An 18,484-nucleotide genomic window follows, 5' to 3' on the forward strand; every position below is an offset into this window, starting at 1 on the left:
TATCAGACCAATGGGTCGCCGACGTGCAGAATCTTCATGCCGTTGGTGCCACCGATGGTGTGGTAGCTGTCGCCCTTGGTGAGGATGACCCAGTCACCTTGCTCGACCAGACCACGCTTGAGCAGTTCGTCGACTGCGGCCTGGCTGACCTGACCCGGTGGCAGGGCTGCCGGGTCGAACGGCACGGTGTAGACGCCACGGAACATCGCTGCACGCGCTTGAGTACCACGGTGCGGAGAGAACGCGTAGATCGGCACCGAGGAGCGGATGCGCGACATGATCAGCGGGGTATAGCCGCTTTCGGTCAGTGCGATGATCGCCTTCACACCCGGGAAGTGGTTGGCGGTGTACATGGCCGCCAGCGCGATGCTTTCGTCACAACGGGTGAACGAGTGGCCGATACGGTGGCTGGAAGTCTTGCCGGTCGGGTGCTTTTCAGCGCCGATGCAGATACGCGCCATCGCCTGAACCGCTTCGATCGGGTAGGAGCCTGCAGCACTTTCCGCCGACAGCATGACGGCGTCGGTGTAGTCGAGCACGGCGTTGGCCACGTCGGACACTTCGGCACGCGTCGGCATCGGGCTTGAGATCATCGACTCCATCATCTGCGTGGCGACGATCACCGCCTTGTTGTGGCGACGTGCGTGCAGGATGATGCGTTTCTGTACGCCAACCAGCTCGGCATCACCGATTTCAACGCCCAGGTCGCCACGCGCAACCATGACAGCGTCACTGGCGCGAATCAGCTCATCGAGCACTTCGTCGTTGGCAACGGCTTCGGCGCGTTCGATCTTGGCGACCAGCCAGGCTGTACCGCCGGATTCGTCGCGCAACTGGCGAGCGTATTCCATGTCGGCGGCATCGCGCGGGAAGGAAACGGCCAGGTAATCCAGGTCCATTTCGGCAGCGAGCTTGATGTCCTGCTTGTCTTTCTCGGTCAGTGCCGGAGCCGTCAGGCCACCGCCGCGACGGTTGATGCCCTTGTGATCGGACAGCGGACCGCCGATCAGCACGGTGCAATGCAGTTCGTCAGCCGTCTGGGTGTCGACGCGCATCACTACGCGACCGTCGTCGAGCAGCAGCTCGTCGCCTACGCCGCAATCCTTGACCAGATCCGGGTAGTCGATACCCACGATTTGCTGGTTGCCACTGGTCAGCGGATGAGCGGTGGAGAAGGTGAACTTGTCACCGACCTTCAGCTCGATTCGCTTGTCGGTGAACTTTGCGATACGGATTTTAGGACCCTGCAGGTCGCCCAGCAGAGCGACGAAGCGCCCGTGTCTGGCGGCGATTTCGCGGATCAGTTTGGCGCGTGCCTTGTGCTCATCCGGAGTACCGTGAGAGAAGTTCAGACGAGCAACGTCCAGACCCGAAAGGATCAGTTGTTCGATGACTTCCGGCGAGTTGCTGGCAGGGCCAAGTGTGGCGACGATTTTGGTGCGGCGAACGGTCATGCACAAACTCCTTAATTGAAGCGCAGCGAGAGGCTACTCCTGTCTGGGTCTTTAGTCATTGTTCCTTTGCACTACCGTGTTGCTCTCAGGGAGGGCAATCGGCTGACGGTCGGTGTGCGATTTACTTGAAGAAACAGGCTGTGACGCCGATACAGGGCAGAGAACAGGAGAGTCCCATGCGTATTGTAACGATTGTTGTATTACTGACTGCGCTCAGCGGTTGCACCCGCTGGGCGATGAATTCCAACCTCGATCACGCTTACCGTGCCTATCAGGAAGGTGATTGTGACCGGGTCATGCTGGATCTTTCCAAGGTCGAGCGTCAAAGCCGTTCGCGCCGTTATGTTCAGCCGGAAGTGTCGATGCTGCGTGGCCAGTGCCTGGAGCGGCAGAAACTGTATGTCGACGCTGCGCAGACCTATCAATTCCTGATGACTCAGTATCCAGAGAGCGAATACGCGTTCCGTGCACGGGCCAGGCTCGATACGCTCGCACAAACGGGTCTCTACCCCAAGGCTCAGCCTGCCAGGCCGATCCCTGCACCTGTTCGAAACGCTCCCGTATCAAAATAGTTACCCTCATTTGAATGGCAGGCGCCGTGTTCGGGTGGATTTTGAAAAATTCTGAGCTAGGCTGTGATCACATAGTGGACGAGCTGCAGAGCTCTAGGCCGAGGCGGTTATCGCGCAGTGCCTCGTTTTTGAAGTCCGCAGCCAGCGAACGGTGTTACGTGATCGCAACAGTGGTCTTAGAAGGCAGCCTGCCATGTATAAAGAGCGGAAAATAGAACGGCACCAATTGCAGGATTACCTGCAGGTCTTCAATCGTCATACTGGCAAGCTGATGGGGTGTTTGGGGAATGTGTCCGGGGAAGGGCTGATGCTGATCAGCGAACTGCCCGTTCTGGTAGGGGCCAGGTTCGATCTGTGTCTGAAAATGCCGAATGGCAATATCGGGCAATCAATAGATCTTAGCGCCAAGTGCCTCTGGAGCCACGAAGACGAGACGCCAGGGAGCTACGACTCCGGTTTCGAGTTGTCTCAGGTCTCGACAGAATACCTGGCGTTCGTCCAGCTCTTGCGGGAGTATTTCTGTTTCTACCCCTTTTATGAAGCCTCAGCCTGAGGCTGCTGGCTGACCCGCAAGGTTTCGCTTATAGCGTACCTGCCTTTTTCAAGCTCAGATAACGGCTGACCAGCTGCGGCCCCAGCTCCCTTGGTCGAGCATCCATTATTGCAATGCCTTGAGCGCTCAAGCGGTCGTGCAGCGAAGCGCGAGCGTTGAGGAAATTCAGGGTTCCGCAATAATCCAGCGCTTGATCATAGGTTTGTACGGGGGCCTGACGCAGACTGTCGAGCACTTCCTCCCTGAGGCTGGCAATCAGCACCCGGTGCTGCTTGCCAAGCTGTCTTGCAGCAGCCACCAGTTCCTCATCGTCTTCATCGCGCAGGTTGGTGATCAGTACCACCAGTGAACGTCTTTTATGGCGCACCATCAATTGGCGAACGGCGGCGCTGTAGTCAGCAGGGCGCCGGGTGGTCTGCAGGTCATAGACCGAGTTGAGCAACAGGTTGAGCTGCCCCGGCCCTTTTACGGGGGCCAGATAGCGGTCCTGCTCACCCGCAAACGTCGCAAGGCCAACCGAGTCACCCTGACGCAGTGCGACATAACTCAATAGCAGGCAGGCATTGAGCGCGTGATCGAAGTGAGACAAATCACCGTCCTGGCTGCGCATTCGACGTCCGCAATCGAGCATGAAAACGATCTGTTGATCCCGCTCGTCCTGATACTCGCGAGCAATGGGGGAGCGCTGGCGGGCGGTAGCTTTCCAGTCTATCTGGCGCAAGCTGTCGCCTTCACGAAACTCGCGCAACTGATTGAATTCCATTCCTGCCCCGCGACGTTGCAACTGGCGCACCCCCAGTTGGCTCAGCCAGTTGTCCACCGCCAGCAGTTGCCCACCGTAAAGTCGGGCGAAGTCCGGGTAGACGCGGGTCGTGCTGTGTACCGGAAGATAGCGGCGTGCCGTCCACAGGCCCAAAGGCCCCGGCAGGCTGATTTCGCACTGCTCGAAGATGAAATGACCACGGCTCGAGGGGCGCAGACGGTAACCGATGCTGCCTTTGCCGCGCGCAGGCAGGATGATGGACTGCGGCAGGTTTTCATGTTCCAGGCCATGCGGCACATGATCGAACACCTGCATGGTGACTGGCTTGGCACCGTTGTGTTGCAGGTCGAGCCGCGCCTCGTTCCAGCGGTCCAGCGCCAGGCTGCCCGCAAGCTCGCGCTGCACGCGTGGCGAGGGACGCCTGAACAGCCAGAATGCATCAAGCAGGCTGACACCCGCGAATGCCAGCAACGCTGCCCAATAAAACTCGTCGATTTTTGCCGGATACTCGATGCCCAGCGCATGGAGCGTTCCTGTCAGTAATGCAACGCACATGAACCCACCGAGCCAGCGCAGCATCGGAACCGACGGTTTCAGAACCTGATTCACAGGCGCGGTGCCGAGACCTGATCAAGGATCTGCCGAAGCACCTGATCCACTGAAAGGCCCTCGATGTCCAGCTCCGGTGACAGCCTGACCCTGTGTCGCAACACAGCCAGCGCGCAGCCCTTGATATCGTCCGGAGTAACGAACTCACCGCCGCGCAACAATGCTCTGGCCCGCCCGCCACGCACCAGTGCAATTGAAGCGCGCGGCCCTGCGCCCTGGCTAAGACCTGGCCAGGTGCGCGTACTGCGCGCCACGCGTACTGCGTAGTCCAGCACCTGTTCATCAATGGGCAGCTCGCTGGCAATGCGTTGCAGCGCCTGAACCTCTCGAGCCTGCATGATGACCCGCAGCGGTCGCACATCCAGCATGTCGGCACGGGTCGAGCGGGTGACCTGGCGCACCATGTTCAGCTCTTCCAGCGCTTCGGGATAGTCCATGCGCAGCTTGAGCATGAAACGATCCAGTTCGGCTTCCGGCAGTGGGTAAGTGCCTTCCTGTTCGATAGGGTTCTGGGTTGCCAACACCATGAACGGCTGCGGGATGGGCAGCGCCCTACCTTCGAGGGTTACTTGCCGCTCCTGCATGGCTTCGAGCAGCGCGGCCTGCGTCTTGGCCGGTGCCCTGTTTATTTCGTCGGCCAGCAGCAGGTTGGTGAACAGCGGCCCCTTGCGCAGCTTGAACTGCTCGGTCTGCATGTCGTACACAGCATGGCCGGTGACATCGCTGGGCATCAGGTCCGGCGTAAATTGAATGCGCGCGAACTCACAGCCTATGCAACTGGCAAGCGCCCGGACCAGCAACGTCTTACCCAGCCCCGGTACGCCTTCCAGCAGCACATGCCCGCCGCCGATCAGGGCGGTCAGCACGTCCTCGATCACCGCGTTTTGGCCAATCACAGCCTTTTGCAACTCGTTACGCAACGCCTGAGCCAGCTGGCTGGCGCGTTGCCGCTGCTGCAACTGAGTGCTCGCGGCGCTCGTCGGGCTGGCCGGTTCGATGGAAGGCTCGATAAAGGGCCCGGTGCTGCCTGATGTTTCGGGCGTTTGATCGCTCGCGACTTCTGGAGCGTCACTAACTTTTATATTAGATTTATCGTCCATAAATCAATTACTTACCTGATTTGGCTTTTTCGTAATTTTTGTGCGCAGCGACTGAATGTTTTTTCTCTTGCCGAGCATTATTTCCATGGTAACCGCTCAGGGCATGCGGCGTATTGGTGCATGCCATTCAATTGCACTGACATAGCTGCCGTCTGCACCAAAGATAGATATCTGCGCAAGGATGCCTTTTCTGTCTGAAAGGCAGGTGCGTTTGCGTGCCTGTTAGGTAAAGACAGCAATCGACCAGGATCGGGCACTCACAGGCAGTGCCCCTCCGGCTTTATTCAGGAGTAGCGCCGTTCCACAAAGTGTTCACCGCTCAACAGGCTCAAGCCTGTAAACCGCGCCTGGCAGCGTTTGAGTTCATGCTCGATAGCCTTGGCTGCGCACCTGAAGATGTGCTGCACGTATCTTCAAGCTTCCGTTATGACTTGATGTCGGCCCATGACATGAAAATCAAGCACAAAGCCTTCGTCGCCCGCGGCCATGAGCAGCCGGCGGATGTCGCCTTCGGCTACCACCAGATCCCTGACATTGGCGGATTGCCAGAATTGGTCGGTCTTTAAGCCCCGGCGCGGGTCACTTGATTGCCGATATTGTCAGCGTCGCACCCCCGATCGTTGATCCGCGACCGTATCACCCGGGCCGATTCCGGAAATCAGCCTGGAGTAAAGTGGCGGACTTCTGATCGACTGCATTGCTCCGCAGATTAGCTGGCGTCCCTGAACACAGCTTGCATCTGCCCTCTGTCTGCAGTTACGACCTGATCTTGCTTATGAAAGAAGATCAGTCTTGACAAGTTTTTGTCATTGGGGAAATACTTTGCTGCGATTCATATATATGACTATATAACAAGGCGAATAGGTCAATGAATGCTCTGTCCAACGATGCCCGTTTGCCGCTGTATCAACATCTTCATGACCAGTTGGCCCAGCAGATTGCAACCAATCACTGGCACCCTGGCCCGTGACTACGCCGGCACCCCGCTAGAGTGGCGTCGCTCTCATGCCTATTTCCATGTTGACCTCCTGACTGAACTACCTGACAGCAGTGACATGGCAGCAGGTCGCGAAGTGTTTGCCTTTCCTGAAACGGGTGTTGCACGTGAAGGCACCCATACGCTGTCTGGTTTTTTGCGTGCTCCGTCGAGCGTTACGTCTCGAACCGGTTTTTCAAATGCTGAGTGCAGCCTCAGCGCCAGCCCAACTGAGATATTTTCATGACTACCTTAGATATACAGCTTCTAATGACCGCGCTTGTCAGCGTCGTGGTATTGGTGGCACTGATCGTGTCGCGCCTCAAGATGCACCCGCTTTTGGCCCTGATGGTAGTTTCTGTGGGTGTGGGCTTTGCTACCCAAATGCAGCCAGAAAGTATCGTCGCTCACTTGATCGCCGGTGCCGGAAAGACACTAGGGGCCGTTGGGATTGTGATCGCGCTTGGCGCGATGCTAGGCAAAATCCTGGCTGATGCTGGCGTCACGGAGCAGCTGGCCGAGGTCATCCTCAAGCGCACCCCGGATCGCCTGATACCTTGGGCAATGATGATGGTTGCGTTTGTCGTTGGCATACCCATGTTTTTCGAGGTGGGTTTGGTGATTATGCTGCCGCTGATATTCAGTGTGGCGCGAAAGCTGGAAAGCCAGGCTCGCTTCAAAGGCTCGGCGTATGTGTATGTGGGTGTTCCAGTGATTTCGGCGCTCGCCGCTATGCATGGCATGGTACCGCCGCACCCTGGCCCGTTGACGGCCATCGCTGCACTCAAAACCTCAGTGGGGCCCACAATGCTCTACGGCTTTCTCGCGGCTATTCCAGCAATGATTTTGGGCGGTCCACTTTATGGCGCGTTCATTTCGAAGCGCATGAGCACCAGGCCTGATCAGGCATTACTTGATCAGTTCACTCTGGCCGAAAAAACCGACAATCAACCCCGTCCCGGCGTTTTGCTCGGCGTACTGGCAGCCTTGCTACCGGCGATCCTGATGCTGATCAATGCCGTCGCCGAGATGGTGCTACCAAAGGGCAATGCGATCCTGCAAATGGCCAGTTTCGTGGGCAACCCTTTGATATCCATGCTATTAGGCGTGCTTTTCGCCGGCGCAAGCCTGGTACTGGCGCGCGGTGGCGATGCCGAAAAGGTGCGTGATTCACTGGGTAAAAGCCTCAAGCCTATCGCCTCCATCATCATGATCATCGCAGGAGGCGGGGCATTTCAGGAGATGCTAACCAGTGCCAAGGTAGGCGATGCTATCGTGCACCTGACCCAGCAGTCTGCCTTCCCTCCGTTAATCCTGGGTTGGCTGATTGCGATGTTACTCTCGGTCTCTACTGGCTCCGCAACTGTGGGTATCGTAGGGGCTGCAGGCCTGTTGGCACCGCTTGCGGGTGCTGATCCCACCCTCAACTTGCCCTTGCTGGCATTGTCAATCGGCTGCGGTTCGCTGTTTTTCAACTATGCGAATCATGCAGGCTTCTGGATGGTGAAGGAGTCCTTTGGCATGACAATGGGGGAGGCGACGAAGACTATCTCGGTGGTTCAATCCATTGTGGCGGTGGTCGGATTGGTTGTGGTGTTGATCTTGAATGCGGTTATTACAGTAAGTTGAGTCGGGATTCATTCGCAGCGCCGAAGCCTGCCCAAATGAGGTATCCAACACTACGTACCCATGAGCTTCTAAAGGTTTGATTTCAATATCGCAGATATCCAACGATTCGCCAGTGCAGGATCATAGGGCATTCCTGAGCGTTTGCAGGTGGGCTACCTGACGGGTGAATTCGCTGTGTGAGACGCGTTGCGGCGGGCGAGGGCGCAGGGCGTCGCTGATGGCGCTGGTGGGCTGTCGGGTCAGGCGCGAAAGCACCTGCCATTGTTCTGCGACAGCCAGCCGCTCGAAGCCTGGATGAAGCTGGCGGGCGCGGCGCAGGATGTCTTGTTGCAGGCTCTTTATCAGCGTTTGTTGCCCGCTGCGTCTGCGCAGGAATTCGGCGCTGGCACGCAGGTGCTCGGTCAGTTGGCGACGTGCAAGGGGGGCGGGCCGTCGCATCGGGCCTTCGCGCAAGCCGATGTGCCAGAGGCCCAGGCCAATCAGCAACGCCAGCGTCAGCAGTGCCTGAGGGTAGTTGCGCAGCAGCAGGGTCAGCAGGTTGTCGTGTTCGGTTTGCAGCACGAGGGTCACTTCACTGCCCTGGGTCAGATACCAGAGCAGCCAGGCATTGTCATAGTTGCCGATCGAGCGGGTTTTCCACAGGTTGGCGTCAGTCACAATCGTGATCAATCCGTTACCACGGTTTATTTGCAGCAGGTGTGTGGCATCGGCGCTGTTGGCCCACGACTGTGCATGGTCTTGCGGGTCTTCCAGATGGAACGCAGGATCGAAGCTCATGTATGCCGGGGCACTTTCGTTTTCCAGATACAGGCGGGTCAGTTCCGGCCAAGGCTCTTTTTTGCGTTTTGGCGAGGGGGTTATCAACGGGATGGGCAGCGGCGGCTGAGCGTCGCTCAGCTGTTGTTCCTGCGCATTGATGGCCGTGGTGAGGTACTGATGAACCTGCAACCTGTCCAGCAACAGATCGCCGCTGCGACCTTTTTTCTCATTCCAGAGTTGCTCGGCCACCAATAGCAGGTGCCCGCCCGCTTCGGCCCAGTTCAGCAGCCGTTCGGTTTGTGCAGGTGTCATTTCTTCCCGGTCATTGAGCAATAGCAGCGTCTGGGTACTTTGACTCGGGTCGGGAAGTCGGGCCAGCGTGTCAGTGGTGTTTACCGGGATAGAGAGGCCACGCAGGAAGTATTCGGCCGCAAGCCAGGGATTGGCCTTTGCCTGTGGCGAGGGGCCCTGATCCACGGTTTTCTCGTAGCGCTCCAGGTGACGGCTCAGGTAAAGCCCTGCGCCTGCCAGCAGTAAAAGGGCCAGTAGCCCGATCAGTATTCCGCTACGGCGGCTCATGCCTGCACCGACGAGTTGAACAGGCGACGCCAGCCATCGCAGAGTTGCTGCCGGGCATGGGCCGGTGGCAGTCGATGTCCGTAGGCAAGGTTCTGCCAGTGCATGGTCAGGTCATGACTGAATTCACTGAGCAGCGGCTGGTTCAGCGCAGCGATGTGCGCCAATACCTGAGCTTCGGTATCGGCGCTTTTCAACGGCAGTCGATAGTCGTTCAGCAAGCGACTGAGCAGTGCGCGGTACAACAGGCTGAGGGCTTCACGAGGCTGACTGCTCCAGAGCTGTTCGGCCCGGCCAGCGACATCGTCAGGCAGGCTTTCGGCATTCACTTGCAGGCCCAGTAGCTGCCGGGGAGCCGGGCGGGCGGTTTTTGTTCTGCCGGGCGCCCTGCTTGCAAAGGTCTTGAGCCAGTCTCTGTAATACCAGAGCACCAGCCCGGTCAGGCCGATAACCACGCCCCAGAGCAGCACTTCAATCAGGCTGGCCAAGGCGCTTGCGGCCCGAAGAAGCCCATTGAGCCAGGTAATCAGCCAGCCCTGATCGTGCGTGTCCCGAACCACTGACTGGCTTTTCTGTTGTTCAGGGAAGTGCCAGCCTGTCTCAATTTTGGGGTTCTTGAAGGGCGGCTGTTGCAGGATGCTGTGTATTTCGCTACGTGCCGCTTCGCTGGTCAGTGTCTGGCGGGTCAGGCGCGGCGTGTCCGGTGCAGCTAGGGAGGTGGGCGGTTCTGTCGCGCTGCTATCGGGCAGCGGGCAGCTGTAGCTCTGTTGTTCGGCCCAGACCGTGGCCGGTGCCGTCGAAAGCACCAGTCCGACACCGATCAACACTACATAGGCGCTGCCGATCAGGCGCTGACGCAGGCGTCTGAAAACCAGCTCTATATCCCACGCCTCAAGGACCGTACGGCGATTGAGGTACAGGGTGAAGCCGCACGCAACGTAGATGGGTTCCCAGAGTACCAACGCCAGTGCATAGAAGAGGTTGGTCAGGTGGTCGATCCATAGCCACTGGTTTTCAACTTCGAGCAGACTCATCCAGTGCCAGTCGATCTGGATCTGCTGCGGAATAAACGCGTAAAGCAGGATCAGCAGACCTATCCACAATGAGTATTCCAGGTGTGCGCCGACGATGGTAAGCAGCCGTGCGGCGCGCAGGTCTTTCTGGCTGAGCAGGCTGATACGCAGGTCGCGTTCCGTGCCTGCCAGATGCTCCAGTTGCTGCACCGGTAACTGAAAGCTGCGACTCAGGCTGAGTCTTCGCCATAACAGGCTTGGCAACAGCTGGCTTTTCAAAGTGGCGGGCCACGCCTTGAGGGCTTGCCCGGGCGTCGGCGTTGCCCCGAACAGTGACTGCGACAGGATGAGCAGCGGCAAGCGTTCGAACGCAGGCTTGAGCCACCAGAACAGCAGAATGGCGGCCGTGGGATAGTCCCATAGCAGTGCGCTGAGCAGGCAGAAAACGGGCAGGGTGACGATTGCCCAACTGCTCATCAGCAGACCGCGGTGACGACCCGCGAGCAGCACGCCCAGGTCGATGGCTTCCCAAGGAGATCGAGGACGTATGGCGACGTTTGACTCAGTCAGGCGCATGGGGGGTACGTCCTGCGAGGGTCAGATACGCGGCGACCAGCAACCATAGGGCGGCACCTGCAAGGTACTTGAGCAGCGGTCCGGGCCAGGTCATCGATGACCAGTAAGCCTCAATGAATGCCGCAATAAGCAGGAACAGAATGACCCCGCCGATCAGTTGCACACTGGTCCTGGCCGCAACACGCAGCGCGGTACTGCGCGTCAGTCTTCCTGGGGCCAGCAAAGCCCATCCCAGCTTCAGACCCGCCGCCCCGGCCAGGGCGATGGCGGTCAGCTCGAAAGCACCGTGACCGATGACGAATGTCCAGAATGTCTGCCCAAAGCCTATGTCGGTCAGATGACCGGCAATTGCGCCTGTCATCAACCCATTGAACAGCAGAAAAAACAGGCTGCCCAGCCCGAACAGCAAACCGCTGGCGTAGGTTTGAAAGGCAATACCGATATTGTTCATGATGTAGTAGCCGAACATCATCCAGTCTGCGTCGGAGGCTCTTTCGGCGGGTTGTCCGATCCGGCTGGCCGATGGGTCATACATGCTCTGCATGTCGGCCAGTTGCTCAGGACTGACGATGCTGTAGATCAGTTGCGGAAAACCGTAGACCAACAACCCCATGCCGATCAGGCTGCCGAAGAACAACAGGCTGGCGACCAGGACGAAACGCCACTCGGCGCGCACCAGTCGCGGAAAACCTCCGAGTACAAAGCCCAGCAGACGAGCGCCCATCGCGCTGCGGTGGCGGTAAAGTTGTTGGTGGCCGCGCATGGCCAGTTGATGCAGGGGGTCGACCAGGTGGCTGCTGTAGCCACGCTCCTGTGCCAGCGCCAGGTGGTGGCAGACGCGTCGATAATCACCGGGGAATGTTTCGCAGGCATTGACATCGGCCTTGCCGTTTTCCAGCGCATCAAGGCGCTGACCAAAACGTTGCCACTCATCTTTATGGCGGGTTTCAAAGAGGCTCTGCTTCATTTCGGCCCCAGCAGGTTGCGGGCGATGCCGTTTACATGAGCGACCGCCTGATCAGCGGGGATGTGCAAGGGTTCAGCAAGAATTGCGGCCAGCTCCCGGGTGCGGGCAATGGACAGTTCACCTTGTCGTTCCGCCAGACCGAGCACTGCCCGTTGTTCGTCCAGATGCAGGGCGAACGGCACAATCACCGGTTCTGCCTCTGGCAGGGTGGGGCGCGTTACAGGCTGGTCGCTATAGATAACCAGCGTCCCGGCTGCGAGATCACCCAGCCGTTTGAACAATGGATGGCTCAGACAACTGATTGCACCTAGCCCGTAGCCCAGCGGGAGCATGTCGACGAAACGCAGCAGGTTGCGTATCAACGACGCGGACCAGTCTATCGGTGTGCCGTCATCGTGCACCACCCGCAGGCCGAGGACCCGCTTTCCGGGAGTGCGCCCCTGACTCAGCACTTCAAACAGCACCATGTACCACCAGTTGACCAGAAAAAACACGATGGCGGCCAGGCCCATGCCGAGCTTGTCAAACCACTGCAAGAGTAAAAAGAACACGCCGATAACGGCTGCGCGAATGGCGAAGTCGATTCCGAACGCCAATGCGCGGGAAACAAGTCCGGCAGGGCGAAGAACCATATCGATGCCTTCCGGCGTCTCGATTTCAATGCGGGTGTCCAGTGGCGTGGGCAGCGCTGCATTCCTTGGCGAAGCGGGAAGGGATGACATTGTCGGAGGACGCGCCTGAAAACGAAAACTGATGCTAGCTATCGCAGCGGAGCTAAGCAACCGACCATTCAAGACGCGGGCTGTAAGAAAACATTTCCCGGTACGCCGGATATTACCCGATTAGGCAATGACACCTGTCACGCCCTACACTTCGCGGGTCTTTTGTTCAGGATCAGCCCGTGACTTCCAGCATTTTCTGGTACGACTACGAAACCACCGGCATCAACCCGCGCAATGACCGTGCGCTGCAGATGGCCGGCATCCGCACCGATACCGAACTCAATGAAATCGCGCCGCCGGTCAATCTTCATTGCCAGCTAAGTGACGACATTCTGCCCCATCCCGTTGCCTGTATGATTACCGGAATAACGCCGGCCACGCTGGCGGAAAAAGGCTTGTGCGAGGCGGATTTCATGACCCGCGTACATGCCGAACTATCTGCGCCAGGGACATGTGGTGCGGGTTACAACACCTTGCGTTTTGACGATGAAGTCACGCGTTACAGTTTTTACCGCAACTTCTTCGACCCTTATGCACGCGAGTGGCAGGGCGGTAACAGCCGCTGGGATCTGATTGATGTCGTGCGCGCGGCCTATGCATTACGCCCCGACGGCATTGTCTGGCCCGAACAGGACGGTCGCGTCACACTCAAGCTGGAACGACTGACTGCTGCCAACGGTATTGATCATGGACAGGCGCATGATGCGTTATCCGACGTGCGTGCAACTATTGCCCTGGCGCGCCTGATTCGTGAAAAACAGCCGAAGCTTTATGACTACCTGTTCGCATTACGCAGTAAACAGAAAGTCCAGGAGCAGGTTCGTCTGATGCAGCCACTGGTGCATATATCGGGACGTTTTTCTGCGGCACGCAATTACCTTGGCGTGGTGCTTCCGCTGGCATGGCACCCGCATAACCGCAACGCGCTGATCGTCTGTGACCTGCACCTTGACCCTTCACCGTTGTTGCAAGACGACGCTGAAATACTCAAGCAGCGTTTATATACCCGGCATGAAGCGCTGGGGGAAGGCGAATTGCCGGTGCCGCTCAAATTACTGCATATAAACCGTTGCCCGGTGATAGCCCCCCTGGGGGTGCTACGCAGCGAAGATCAGCAGCGGCTGCAACTGGACATGGCGGGCTACCAGGCACGCGCAACGCAGTTGAGTGAAAGCCGGGAAGTTTGGCAGGATAAACTGAGCGTCCTTTATGGCAAGGAAGATTTTGCTGCAAGTGAGGATCCAGAACAGCAGTTATATGACGGTTTTATTGGTGACCGTGATCGTCGACTGTGCGAGCAAGTTCGGCAAGCCGAGCCCGAACAACTGGCACGTGACGCGTGGCCGTTTGATGACGCCCGCTTGCCTGAATTGTTATTCAGGTACCGCGCTCGTAACTTTCCTGACACCTTGAGCAGTGAAGAGCAACAGCGGTGGCAGGACTTCTGTCAGCAGCGGCTGAGCGACCCGGAACGGGGGGCGCCCAATACCCTGAAGGACTTTGCGACTGCGCTGGCTGAATGCTCTCTTAGTGCCGCGCCAGAGCAGTTGGAGGTATTGCGCCAATGGCAGGATTACGCGCAGGCGCTGAGTAAACGTCTGGGTGTATAAATAACGGACAATAAAAAACGCCAGCAGGCTGGCGTTTTTGCAATCGCAATGAAGCGCGACCGTTTGAAGCTTAGCCCAGCAGAGTGGCCCAGCTTTCGACGTCGTCGCTGCCCCACTTGGCTTTCCACTCTTTCAATGTCTTGTGGTTGCCACCTTTGGTTTCGATGACTTCACCGTTGTGCGGGTTCTTGTATTGCTTGACCTTGCGGGCGCGTTTGGTACCGGCAGGTTTAACAGCGCCGCCACGGGGGGCTTTGTTTACCTTGGCATCCGGATCCAGCAGGGCAATGATGTCACGCAGCGACTTTTGATATTCGCCCATCAGCGTACGCAGCTTGCCTTCGAATTCCAGCTCGGTTTGCAGTTTGTCGTCTTGCGACAGGTTCTTCAAACGGGCTTGCAGTTCTTTGATGGCTTCTTCTGTGGCGCGGTATTCGTTGATCAGGGACATGAGGAGACCTTATGTTGTGTAGGTTGCAGGGATACAGTGGGGCAATAATAGTCACTGTAAATGAGCAAGTAAACATTAAATAAAAGTTTTATTTGAATTATTTAGCAATATACACGCGTCCTACAGACGTCTGAACTAGGCAAGCGCCGAGCCCCCTTCAAAAGATCCTCGCTATAAAGCCCTTCTTTATATAGGTCTTGTTAGGCGTCGCGGGTGGTAAAAGTCGATACTGGCACGGTGCAATCTTTTGCCTGGGCGGTGTCCTTTTCTGCCTGCACATTCAGGCAGCAAAGATACTGCAGTTTTGCTGCGCAGCCGCTAGAATAGCGGCTTTGCGAAGTTCTGGAGTTTCCCCCAATGCGCACTTTTCGTCTGGTGATTGCTTGCCCGGACCGTGTAGGCATCGTTGCCAAAGTCAGTAACTTTCTGGCGTCCCATAACGGCTGGATCACCGAAGCGAGTCATCATTCGGACAATCTCAGCGGCTGGTTTTTCATGCGTCACGAGATACGTGCCGACACCCTGCCTTTTGACCTGGACGGGTTCCGTGAAGCGTTCACGCCGATCGCGGAAGAGTTTTCGATGGACTGGCGCATCACCGACTCGGCGCAGAAGAAGCGCGTCGTGCTCATGGCAAGCCGCGAATCGCACTGTCTGGCCGACCTGCTGCACCGTTGGCACAGCGACGAACTCGACTGTGACATAGCCTGTGTGATTTCAAACCATCAGGACCTGCGCAGCATGGTCGAGTGGCATGACATTCCTTATTACCATGTCCCGGTGGACCCGAAAGACAAGGAGCCTGCATTTGCCGAAGTTTCGCGTCTTGTCGGGCATCATCAGGCGGACGTTGTGGTCCTTGCGCGTTACATGCAAATTCTGCCGCCACAGCTGTGCCGTGAATATGCCCATCAGGTGATCAACATTCACCACAGCTTCCTGCCATCCTTCGTCGGCGCCAAGCCTTATCATCAGGCGTCGTTGCGTGGCGTCAAGCTGATTGGCGCGACCTGTCACTATGTGACCGAAGAGCTCGATGCCGGCCCGATCATCGAGCAGGATGTGGTGCGCGTCAGCCATCGCGACAGCATCGAAAACATGGTGCGCTTCGGTCGCGACGTGGAAAAGATGGTATTGGCCCGCGGCCTGCGCGCTCATCTGGAAGACCGTGTTCTGGTACACGACAACAAGACAGTCGTCTTCGACTGATCTATCTTTTCGGGAGTGCGCCTGTCGCGCTCCCGACCTGGCTCGTCGGCAATGGTGCAACGCTCAGGGTGACAGCCAATGACCGATCCTTTCGAAAAAGCCACATCCACCGCTCCCGCCACGCTTGGCGAGGGCTGTCTCAGCCGCTATGACCCCGCTGCCCTGACTCCGGAAAACGGTGCCGATTTCGACGGTGCAGCAGCGCTATGGCGTGAGTTGCAGCAATCGGAAATGCCCGCTGAAAGGCTTGTCGAGAAAGGTGCGGAGGGAGAGGGGTGAATCAAGCCCTTCAGGCAGTGCAAGGCTGCACCACCTGAAGGGCTCTGAGTCAGGACAGTGCCTTGGAGGCCAGCCAGAACAGCGCTGCGGACAAGGCGACCGTTGCAGGCAGGGTCAGCACCCAGGCCAGCAGGATGGTGCGAACCGTTCCGCCTTGCAGGCCGCTCTTGTTGGCGACCATGGTCCCGGCAACGCCTGATGACAGGATGTGGGTGGTGGAAACCGGCAGACTGAACACGTTAGCCAGGCCGATTGCGCAGGCGGTGGTGATTTGCGCCGACATGCCCTGTGCGTAAGTCATGCCTTGCTTGCCGATCTTCTCGCCGATCGTCAGTACTACGCGTTTCCAGCCAACCATGGTACCGATGCCCAGTGCCAGTGCGACCGCCAGAATTACCCAGAACGGTGCGTATTCTGTGGTGGTGGTCAGGTCTTTGCGAAGTTTCTCCAGATCGGACTTTTCACGCGCTGACAGGTCTGGAAGTTTGCCGACCTTGCGGGCCGTGTCGTCCAGGCACAAGAGATAGCGGCGCACTTCGATACGGCTTTCAGGGGCCAGCGAGTGGTAGTCGGAAACGCCTTTGAGGCGGTCGAGCAACGCGTCGATGGTGGGTTCGGTCTGCTTCGGATTACAGGCAGAGCTGGACGGCAAGTCGCCTTTTTCAGCCTTGCCCATGGCCAGATATTCGCCCAGCGTGCTGCTGTTGCGTTGATAAAACTGGCTCAGATGCTGGGTCGCATCGCGGGTACGTTCGATCTGGTAGGTCGTGCTGGTCAGGTCCAGTACAAACTGGCTGGGCACGATGCCGATCAACACCAGCATGATCAGGCCGATGCCTTTCTGGCCGTCGTTCGAACCATGTACGAAGCTGACCGCCATTGCGGAAATGACCAGCACCAGGCGGTTCCAGAATGGCGGGTGCTTTTTGTCGTCCAGCTTGCGACGCTGGTCCGGGGTTTTATGCATCTTCGACTGCGGGCGCCACCATTTCAGCGCAACCAGCACCAGGCCTGCAACGATGAAGCCGGCCAGCGGCGAGAACACCAGCGAAGCGCCAATGTCGATCGCTTTCTGCCAGTTGACGCCGTCGGCCAACGGAATGCCGTTGATCAGTGCATTGGCCAGACCGACACCGAGTATCGAACCGATCAAGGTGTGCGAGCTGGAGGCCGGGATGCCGAAGTACCAGGTACCGAGGTTCCAGGTAATGGCCGCCGCCAGCAGCGAGAACACCATGGCCAGGCCATGTCCGGTGTTGACGTTGATGAGCAGTTCGACCGGCAGCAGATGGACGATTGCGTAGGCAACACCCACACCGCCCAGCAGCACGCCGAGGAAGTTGAATACACCAGAGAAGAACACGGCCAGATGAGGCGGCATGGCTTTGGTGTAAATGACTGTCGCCACCGCGTTGGCGGTGTCATGAAAGCCGTTGATGAACTCGAAGGTGAGGACAAAAGCCAGGGCGAGCAAAAGGCTCACAAGCACCCAGGCATCAAGCCCGCTGAATAAATCGATCATGTAGGTTTTCTGACCGGGTCTGAAGGGGGCGCGATTATGACAGAAAAAATACCGAACGACTTGTCGTCACTGCGAGGTGTCGCCTCAAACCAAAAAAAAGACGCATGAGCGCCGCCCCGTTGAATACTCAATGAGGCTGTGAGGCGTTTAGTTCCGGGGGCTGGAAGGCAGAGATGAGCGGTCGGGGATCATGAGACCCGCGATGTCACGGCTCTTCTTTCAGGCCTTCTTCCATTTTTTGCAATTCTTGCTTGAACGCCTGGTCCAGCAGGCTGGCTCTTTTGCGCCAAGGCTTGCGTTCCGGTTCCGGTTGCGCGGCGTAGGTGGTGATTTCACCGCCGTAGACATCCTTGTAACGTTGTTCCTGGCGCTCAAGTTCCGCGCGCAGTTCATCTTTAGTCACTGTAATACCTGATCGAGTCGATTGAGTTCTGGTGATGACGCAAAACAATGCAAGTATGTTCACGCCATTCGGACTGTATACCAGATACAGCCAGCGACCTGCTCGGGCCATTACCCGAAAAGGTTGCGGAACATCCTGTTATTGCCTGCGGCTACGTACACCAGAGAAACAGCTGTCGTAGCGACATGTGTGTGATTTCAAGCGCAAGGCTTGCGCTGGCAGGCTTCCCTTTGATCGCGCGGCGATGGTGCACCGTGACAGCGCTTCGACGGGATAATCGAGGCAGAAATCGGGTGAACGGATCAATCGTTTGCGAGGGTGTTGCCGACCCACTGATGGATACTATCTCCAAGAAGTTCTGTTACGTCAACAACAGAGGTTGAATAAGTTCACAGGTCTGGTTTTTTTGTACGATTGTTCCGAAGTTTTAGTGAGCCATTTATATGACGGAACTTTTATAAAACAAATTTTACACACCAGGTGACAAAACCCTGACGATGGAATTCAGAGAGTTTTATATGCACGATATCTGGAGTTGTGATGCGGGGGTTCAGCAGGCGGGGCGTGTTCATGCGCAGCAGGCGCTGCCGCAATGAAAACGGCCTTGCTTGGTGAGCAAGGCCGCTGCCTTGGACTTCTCAGTGGGTACCTGACCAGTAATTTCCAAGAAGTCACTTCGTGGCAGAGGTAAAGGTATAAGTATATTTACGGCGGGTCAATTGCGATTATCGGCCACCTGTT

General features: G+C 57.5%; 16 protein-coding genes and 2 pseudogenes. 8 read left to right on the plus strand and 10 right to left on the minus strand.

The window, feature by feature from the left end:
• Nucleotides 1-2: 2 nt before the first annotated feature.
• Complete coding sequence (gene pyk / locus RYB66_RS09285; protein ID WP_002554985.1) at nt 3-1,454, minus strand: pyruvate kinase; 1,452 nt, start codon at nt 1,452-1,454, stop codon at nt 3-5.
• Between the two features lie 176 nt (nt 1,455-1,630).
• On the opposite strand from pyk, the gene RYB66_RS09290 reads away from it, so the two are divergent.
• Entirely contained in the window at nt 1,631-2,026 is a 396-nt protein-coding gene (locus tag RYB66_RS09290; RefSeq protein WP_002554984.1) for a tetratricopeptide repeat protein, read from the plus strand.
• Nucleotides 2,027-2,219: 193 nt separating this feature from the next.
• On the plus strand, nt 2,220-2,579 hold the full coding sequence (locus RYB66_RS09295; RefSeq protein ID WP_005745539.1) for a PilZ domain-containing protein: 360 nt from the start codon (nt 2,220-2,222) through the stop codon (nt 2,577-2,579).
• 28 nt (nt 2,580-2,607) lie between these two features.
• Here RYB66_RS09295 and RYB66_RS09300 read toward each other — a convergent pair whose 3' ends face one another.
• Both RYB66_RS09300 and RYB66_RS09305 read right to left on the minus strand, forming a co-directional pair.
• On the minus strand, nt 2,608-3,951 hold the full coding sequence (locus RYB66_RS09300; protein WP_057404443.1) for a DUF58 domain-containing protein: 1,344 nt from the start codon (nt 3,949-3,951) through the stop codon (nt 2,608-2,610).
• Nucleotides 3,948-5,051, minus strand: coding sequence for an AAA family ATPase (locus RYB66_RS09305; RefSeq protein ID WP_005779058.1), 1,104 nt, complete (start codon nt 5,049-5,051; stop codon nt 3,948-3,950). Before RYB66_RS09305 ends, RYB66_RS09300 begins: the two co-directional genes overlap by 4 nt.
• A 293-nt stretch (nt 5,052-5,344) precedes the next feature.
• Here RYB66_RS09305 and RYB66_RS09310 point away from each other — a divergent pair.
• The 3 genes and pseudogenes from RYB66_RS09310 to RYB66_RS09320 form a co-directional block, all read left to right on the plus strand.
• A pseudogene (locus RYB66_RS09310) lies at nt 5,345-5,617 on the plus strand (haloacid dehalogenase); the annotation flags it as partial.
• Nucleotides 5,605-5,739 (plus strand): annotated as a pseudogene (locus RYB66_RS09315) (D-amino-acid oxidase); the annotation flags it as partial. The pseudogenes RYB66_RS09310 and RYB66_RS09315, both read left to right, overlap by 13 nt.
• Nucleotides 5,740-6,270: 531 nt before the next feature.
• Nucleotides 6,271-7,656: a GntP family permease gene (locus RYB66_RS09320; protein WP_002554979.1), complete on the plus strand. Its 1,386-nt coding sequence runs from the start codon at nt 6,271-6,273 to the stop codon at nt 7,654-7,656.
• A 120-nt stretch (nt 7,657-7,776) separates the two neighbouring features.
• Here the strand turns inward: RYB66_RS09320 and RYB66_RS09325 are convergent, their stop codons facing one another.
• The 4 genes from RYB66_RS09325 to RYB66_RS09340 are packed head-to-tail and all read right to left on the minus strand — an operon-like array spanning nt 7,777 to nt 12,269.
• Nucleotides 7,777-8,994, minus strand: coding sequence for a DUF4350 domain-containing protein (locus RYB66_RS09325; RefSeq protein WP_005745550.1), 1,218 nt, complete (start codon nt 8,992-8,994; stop codon nt 7,777-7,779).
• Nucleotides 8,991-10,580 (minus strand): DUF4129 domain-containing protein, encoded by a 1,590-nt coding sequence (locus tag RYB66_RS09330; protein ID WP_316894286.1) that lies wholly within the window; start codon nt 10,578-10,580, stop codon nt 8,991-8,993. Before RYB66_RS09330 ends, RYB66_RS09325 begins: the two co-directional genes overlap by 4 nt.
• Nucleotides 10,567-11,547, minus strand: coding sequence for a stage II sporulation protein M (locus RYB66_RS09335; RefSeq protein WP_005745552.1), 981 nt, complete (start codon nt 11,545-11,547; stop codon nt 10,567-10,569). Before RYB66_RS09335 ends, RYB66_RS09330 begins: the two co-directional genes overlap by 14 nt.
• The gene (locus RYB66_RS09340; RefSeq protein ID WP_002554974.1) at nt 11,544-12,269 is read right to left on the minus strand and encodes an RDD family protein; all 726 of its coding nucleotides are present in this window, start codon (nt 12,267-12,269) and stop codon (nt 11,544-11,546) included. The genes RYB66_RS09335 and RYB66_RS09340 overlap by 4 nt, the downstream gene beginning before the upstream one ends.
• Nucleotides 12,270-12,448: 179 nt before the next feature.
• Here RYB66_RS09340 and sbcB point away from each other — a divergent pair, with 179 nt between their 5' ends.
• Nucleotides 12,449-13,879 carry an exodeoxyribonuclease I gene (gene sbcB, locus RYB66_RS09345; protein WP_004658864.1) on the plus strand — a complete coding sequence of 477 codons (1,431 nt, stop codon included), beginning with the start codon at nt 12,449-12,451 and terminating at the stop codon, nt 13,877-13,879.
• 70 nt (nt 13,880-13,949) lie between these two features.
• On the opposite strand, the gene mvaT is transcribed toward sbcB, so the two are convergent.
• Entirely contained in the window at nt 13,950-14,330 is a 381-nt protein-coding gene (gene mvaT / locus RYB66_RS09350) for a histone-like nucleoid-structuring protein MvaT (RefSeq protein WP_002554971.1), read from the minus strand.
• Nucleotides 14,331-14,687: 357 nt separating this feature from the next.
• On the opposite strand from mvaT, the gene purU reads away from it, so the two are divergent.
• On the plus strand, nt 14,688-15,539 hold the full coding sequence (purU, locus tag RYB66_RS09355; RefSeq protein ID WP_003363851.1) for a formyltetrahydrofolate deformylase: 852 nt from the start codon (nt 14,688-14,690) through the stop codon (nt 15,537-15,539).
• A gap of 78 nt (nt 15,540-15,617) precedes the next feature.
• Nucleotides 15,618-15,818, plus strand: a complete 201-nt coding sequence (locus tag RYB66_RS09360) for a hypothetical protein (protein ID WP_005779067.1) — start codon at nt 15,618-15,620, stop codon at nt 15,816-15,818.
• A gap of 49 nt (nt 15,819-15,867) precedes the next feature.
• On the opposite strand, the gene RYB66_RS09365 is transcribed toward RYB66_RS09360, so the two are convergent.
• Nucleotides 15,868-17,340, minus strand: a complete 1,473-nt coding sequence (locus RYB66_RS09365; RefSeq protein ID WP_002554968.1) for an inorganic phosphate transporter — start codon at nt 17,338-17,340, stop codon at nt 15,868-15,870.
• A 205-nt stretch (nt 17,341-17,545) separates the two neighbouring features.
• A complete protein-coding gene (locus RYB66_RS09370; protein WP_002554967.1) occupies nt 17,546-17,743 on the minus strand; it encodes a hypothetical protein in 198 nt (65 codons plus the stop codon).
• Nucleotides 17,744-18,484: the final 741 nt, after the last annotated feature.

It is taken from the genome of Pseudomonas syringae group sp. 243L2 (assembly GCF_032587875.1).
Classification (GTDB): Bacteria; Pseudomonadota; Gammaproteobacteria; order Pseudomonadales; family Pseudomonadaceae; genus Aquipseudomonas; species Aquipseudomonas amygdali.

Excerpts from the sequence above, each read along its gene's own strand:
- RYB66_RS09365 (WP_002554968.1), bottom strand. The coding sequence starts at position 17,340 with ATGATCGATTTATTCAGCGGGCTTGATGCCTGGGTGCTTGTGAGCCTT.
- RYB66_RS09295 (WP_005745539.1), top strand. The coding sequence starts at position 2,220 with ATGTATAAAGAGCGGAAAATAGAACGGCACCAATTGCAGGATTACCTG.
- RYB66_RS09330 (WP_316894286.1), bottom strand. The coding sequence starts at position 10,580 with ATGCGCCTGACTGAGTCAAACGTCGCCATACGTCCTCGATCTCCTTGG.
- pyk (WP_002554985.1), bottom strand. The coding sequence starts at position 1,454 with ATGACCGTTCGCCGCACCAAAATCGTCGCCACACTTGGCCCTGCCAGC.
- RYB66_RS09325 (WP_005745550.1), bottom strand. The coding sequence starts at position 8,994 with ATGAGCCGCCGTAGCGGAATACTGATCGGGCTACTGGCCCTTTTACTG.
- RYB66_RS09340 (WP_002554974.1), bottom strand. The coding sequence starts at position 12,269 with ATGTCATCCCTTCCCGCTTCGCCAAGGAATGCAGCGCTGCCCACGCCA.
- RYB66_RS09360 (WP_005779067.1), top strand. The coding sequence starts at position 15,618 with ATGACCGATCCTTTCGAAAAAGCCACATCCACCGCTCCCGCCACGCTT.
- RYB66_RS09290 (WP_002554984.1), top strand. The coding sequence starts at position 1,631 with ATGCGTATTGTAACGATTGTTGTATTACTGACTGCGCTCAGCGGTTGC.
- RYB66_RS09320 (WP_002554979.1), top strand. The coding sequence starts at position 6,271 with ATGACTACCTTAGATATACAGCTTCTAATGACCGCGCTTGTCAGCGTC.
- RYB66_RS09305 (WP_005779058.1), bottom strand. The coding sequence starts at position 5,051 with ATGGACGATAAATCTAATATAAAAGTTAGTGACGCTCCAGAAGTCGCG.
- mvaT (WP_002554971.1), bottom strand. The coding sequence starts at position 14,330 with ATGTCCCTGATCAACGAATACCGCGCCACAGAAGAAGCCATCAAAGAA.
- RYB66_RS09335 (WP_005745552.1), bottom strand. The coding sequence starts at position 11,547 with ATGAAGCAGAGCCTCTTTGAAACCCGCCATAAAGATGAGTGGCAACGT.
- purU (WP_003363851.1), top strand. The coding sequence starts at position 14,688 with ATGCGCACTTTTCGTCTGGTGATTGCTTGCCCGGACCGTGTAGGCATC.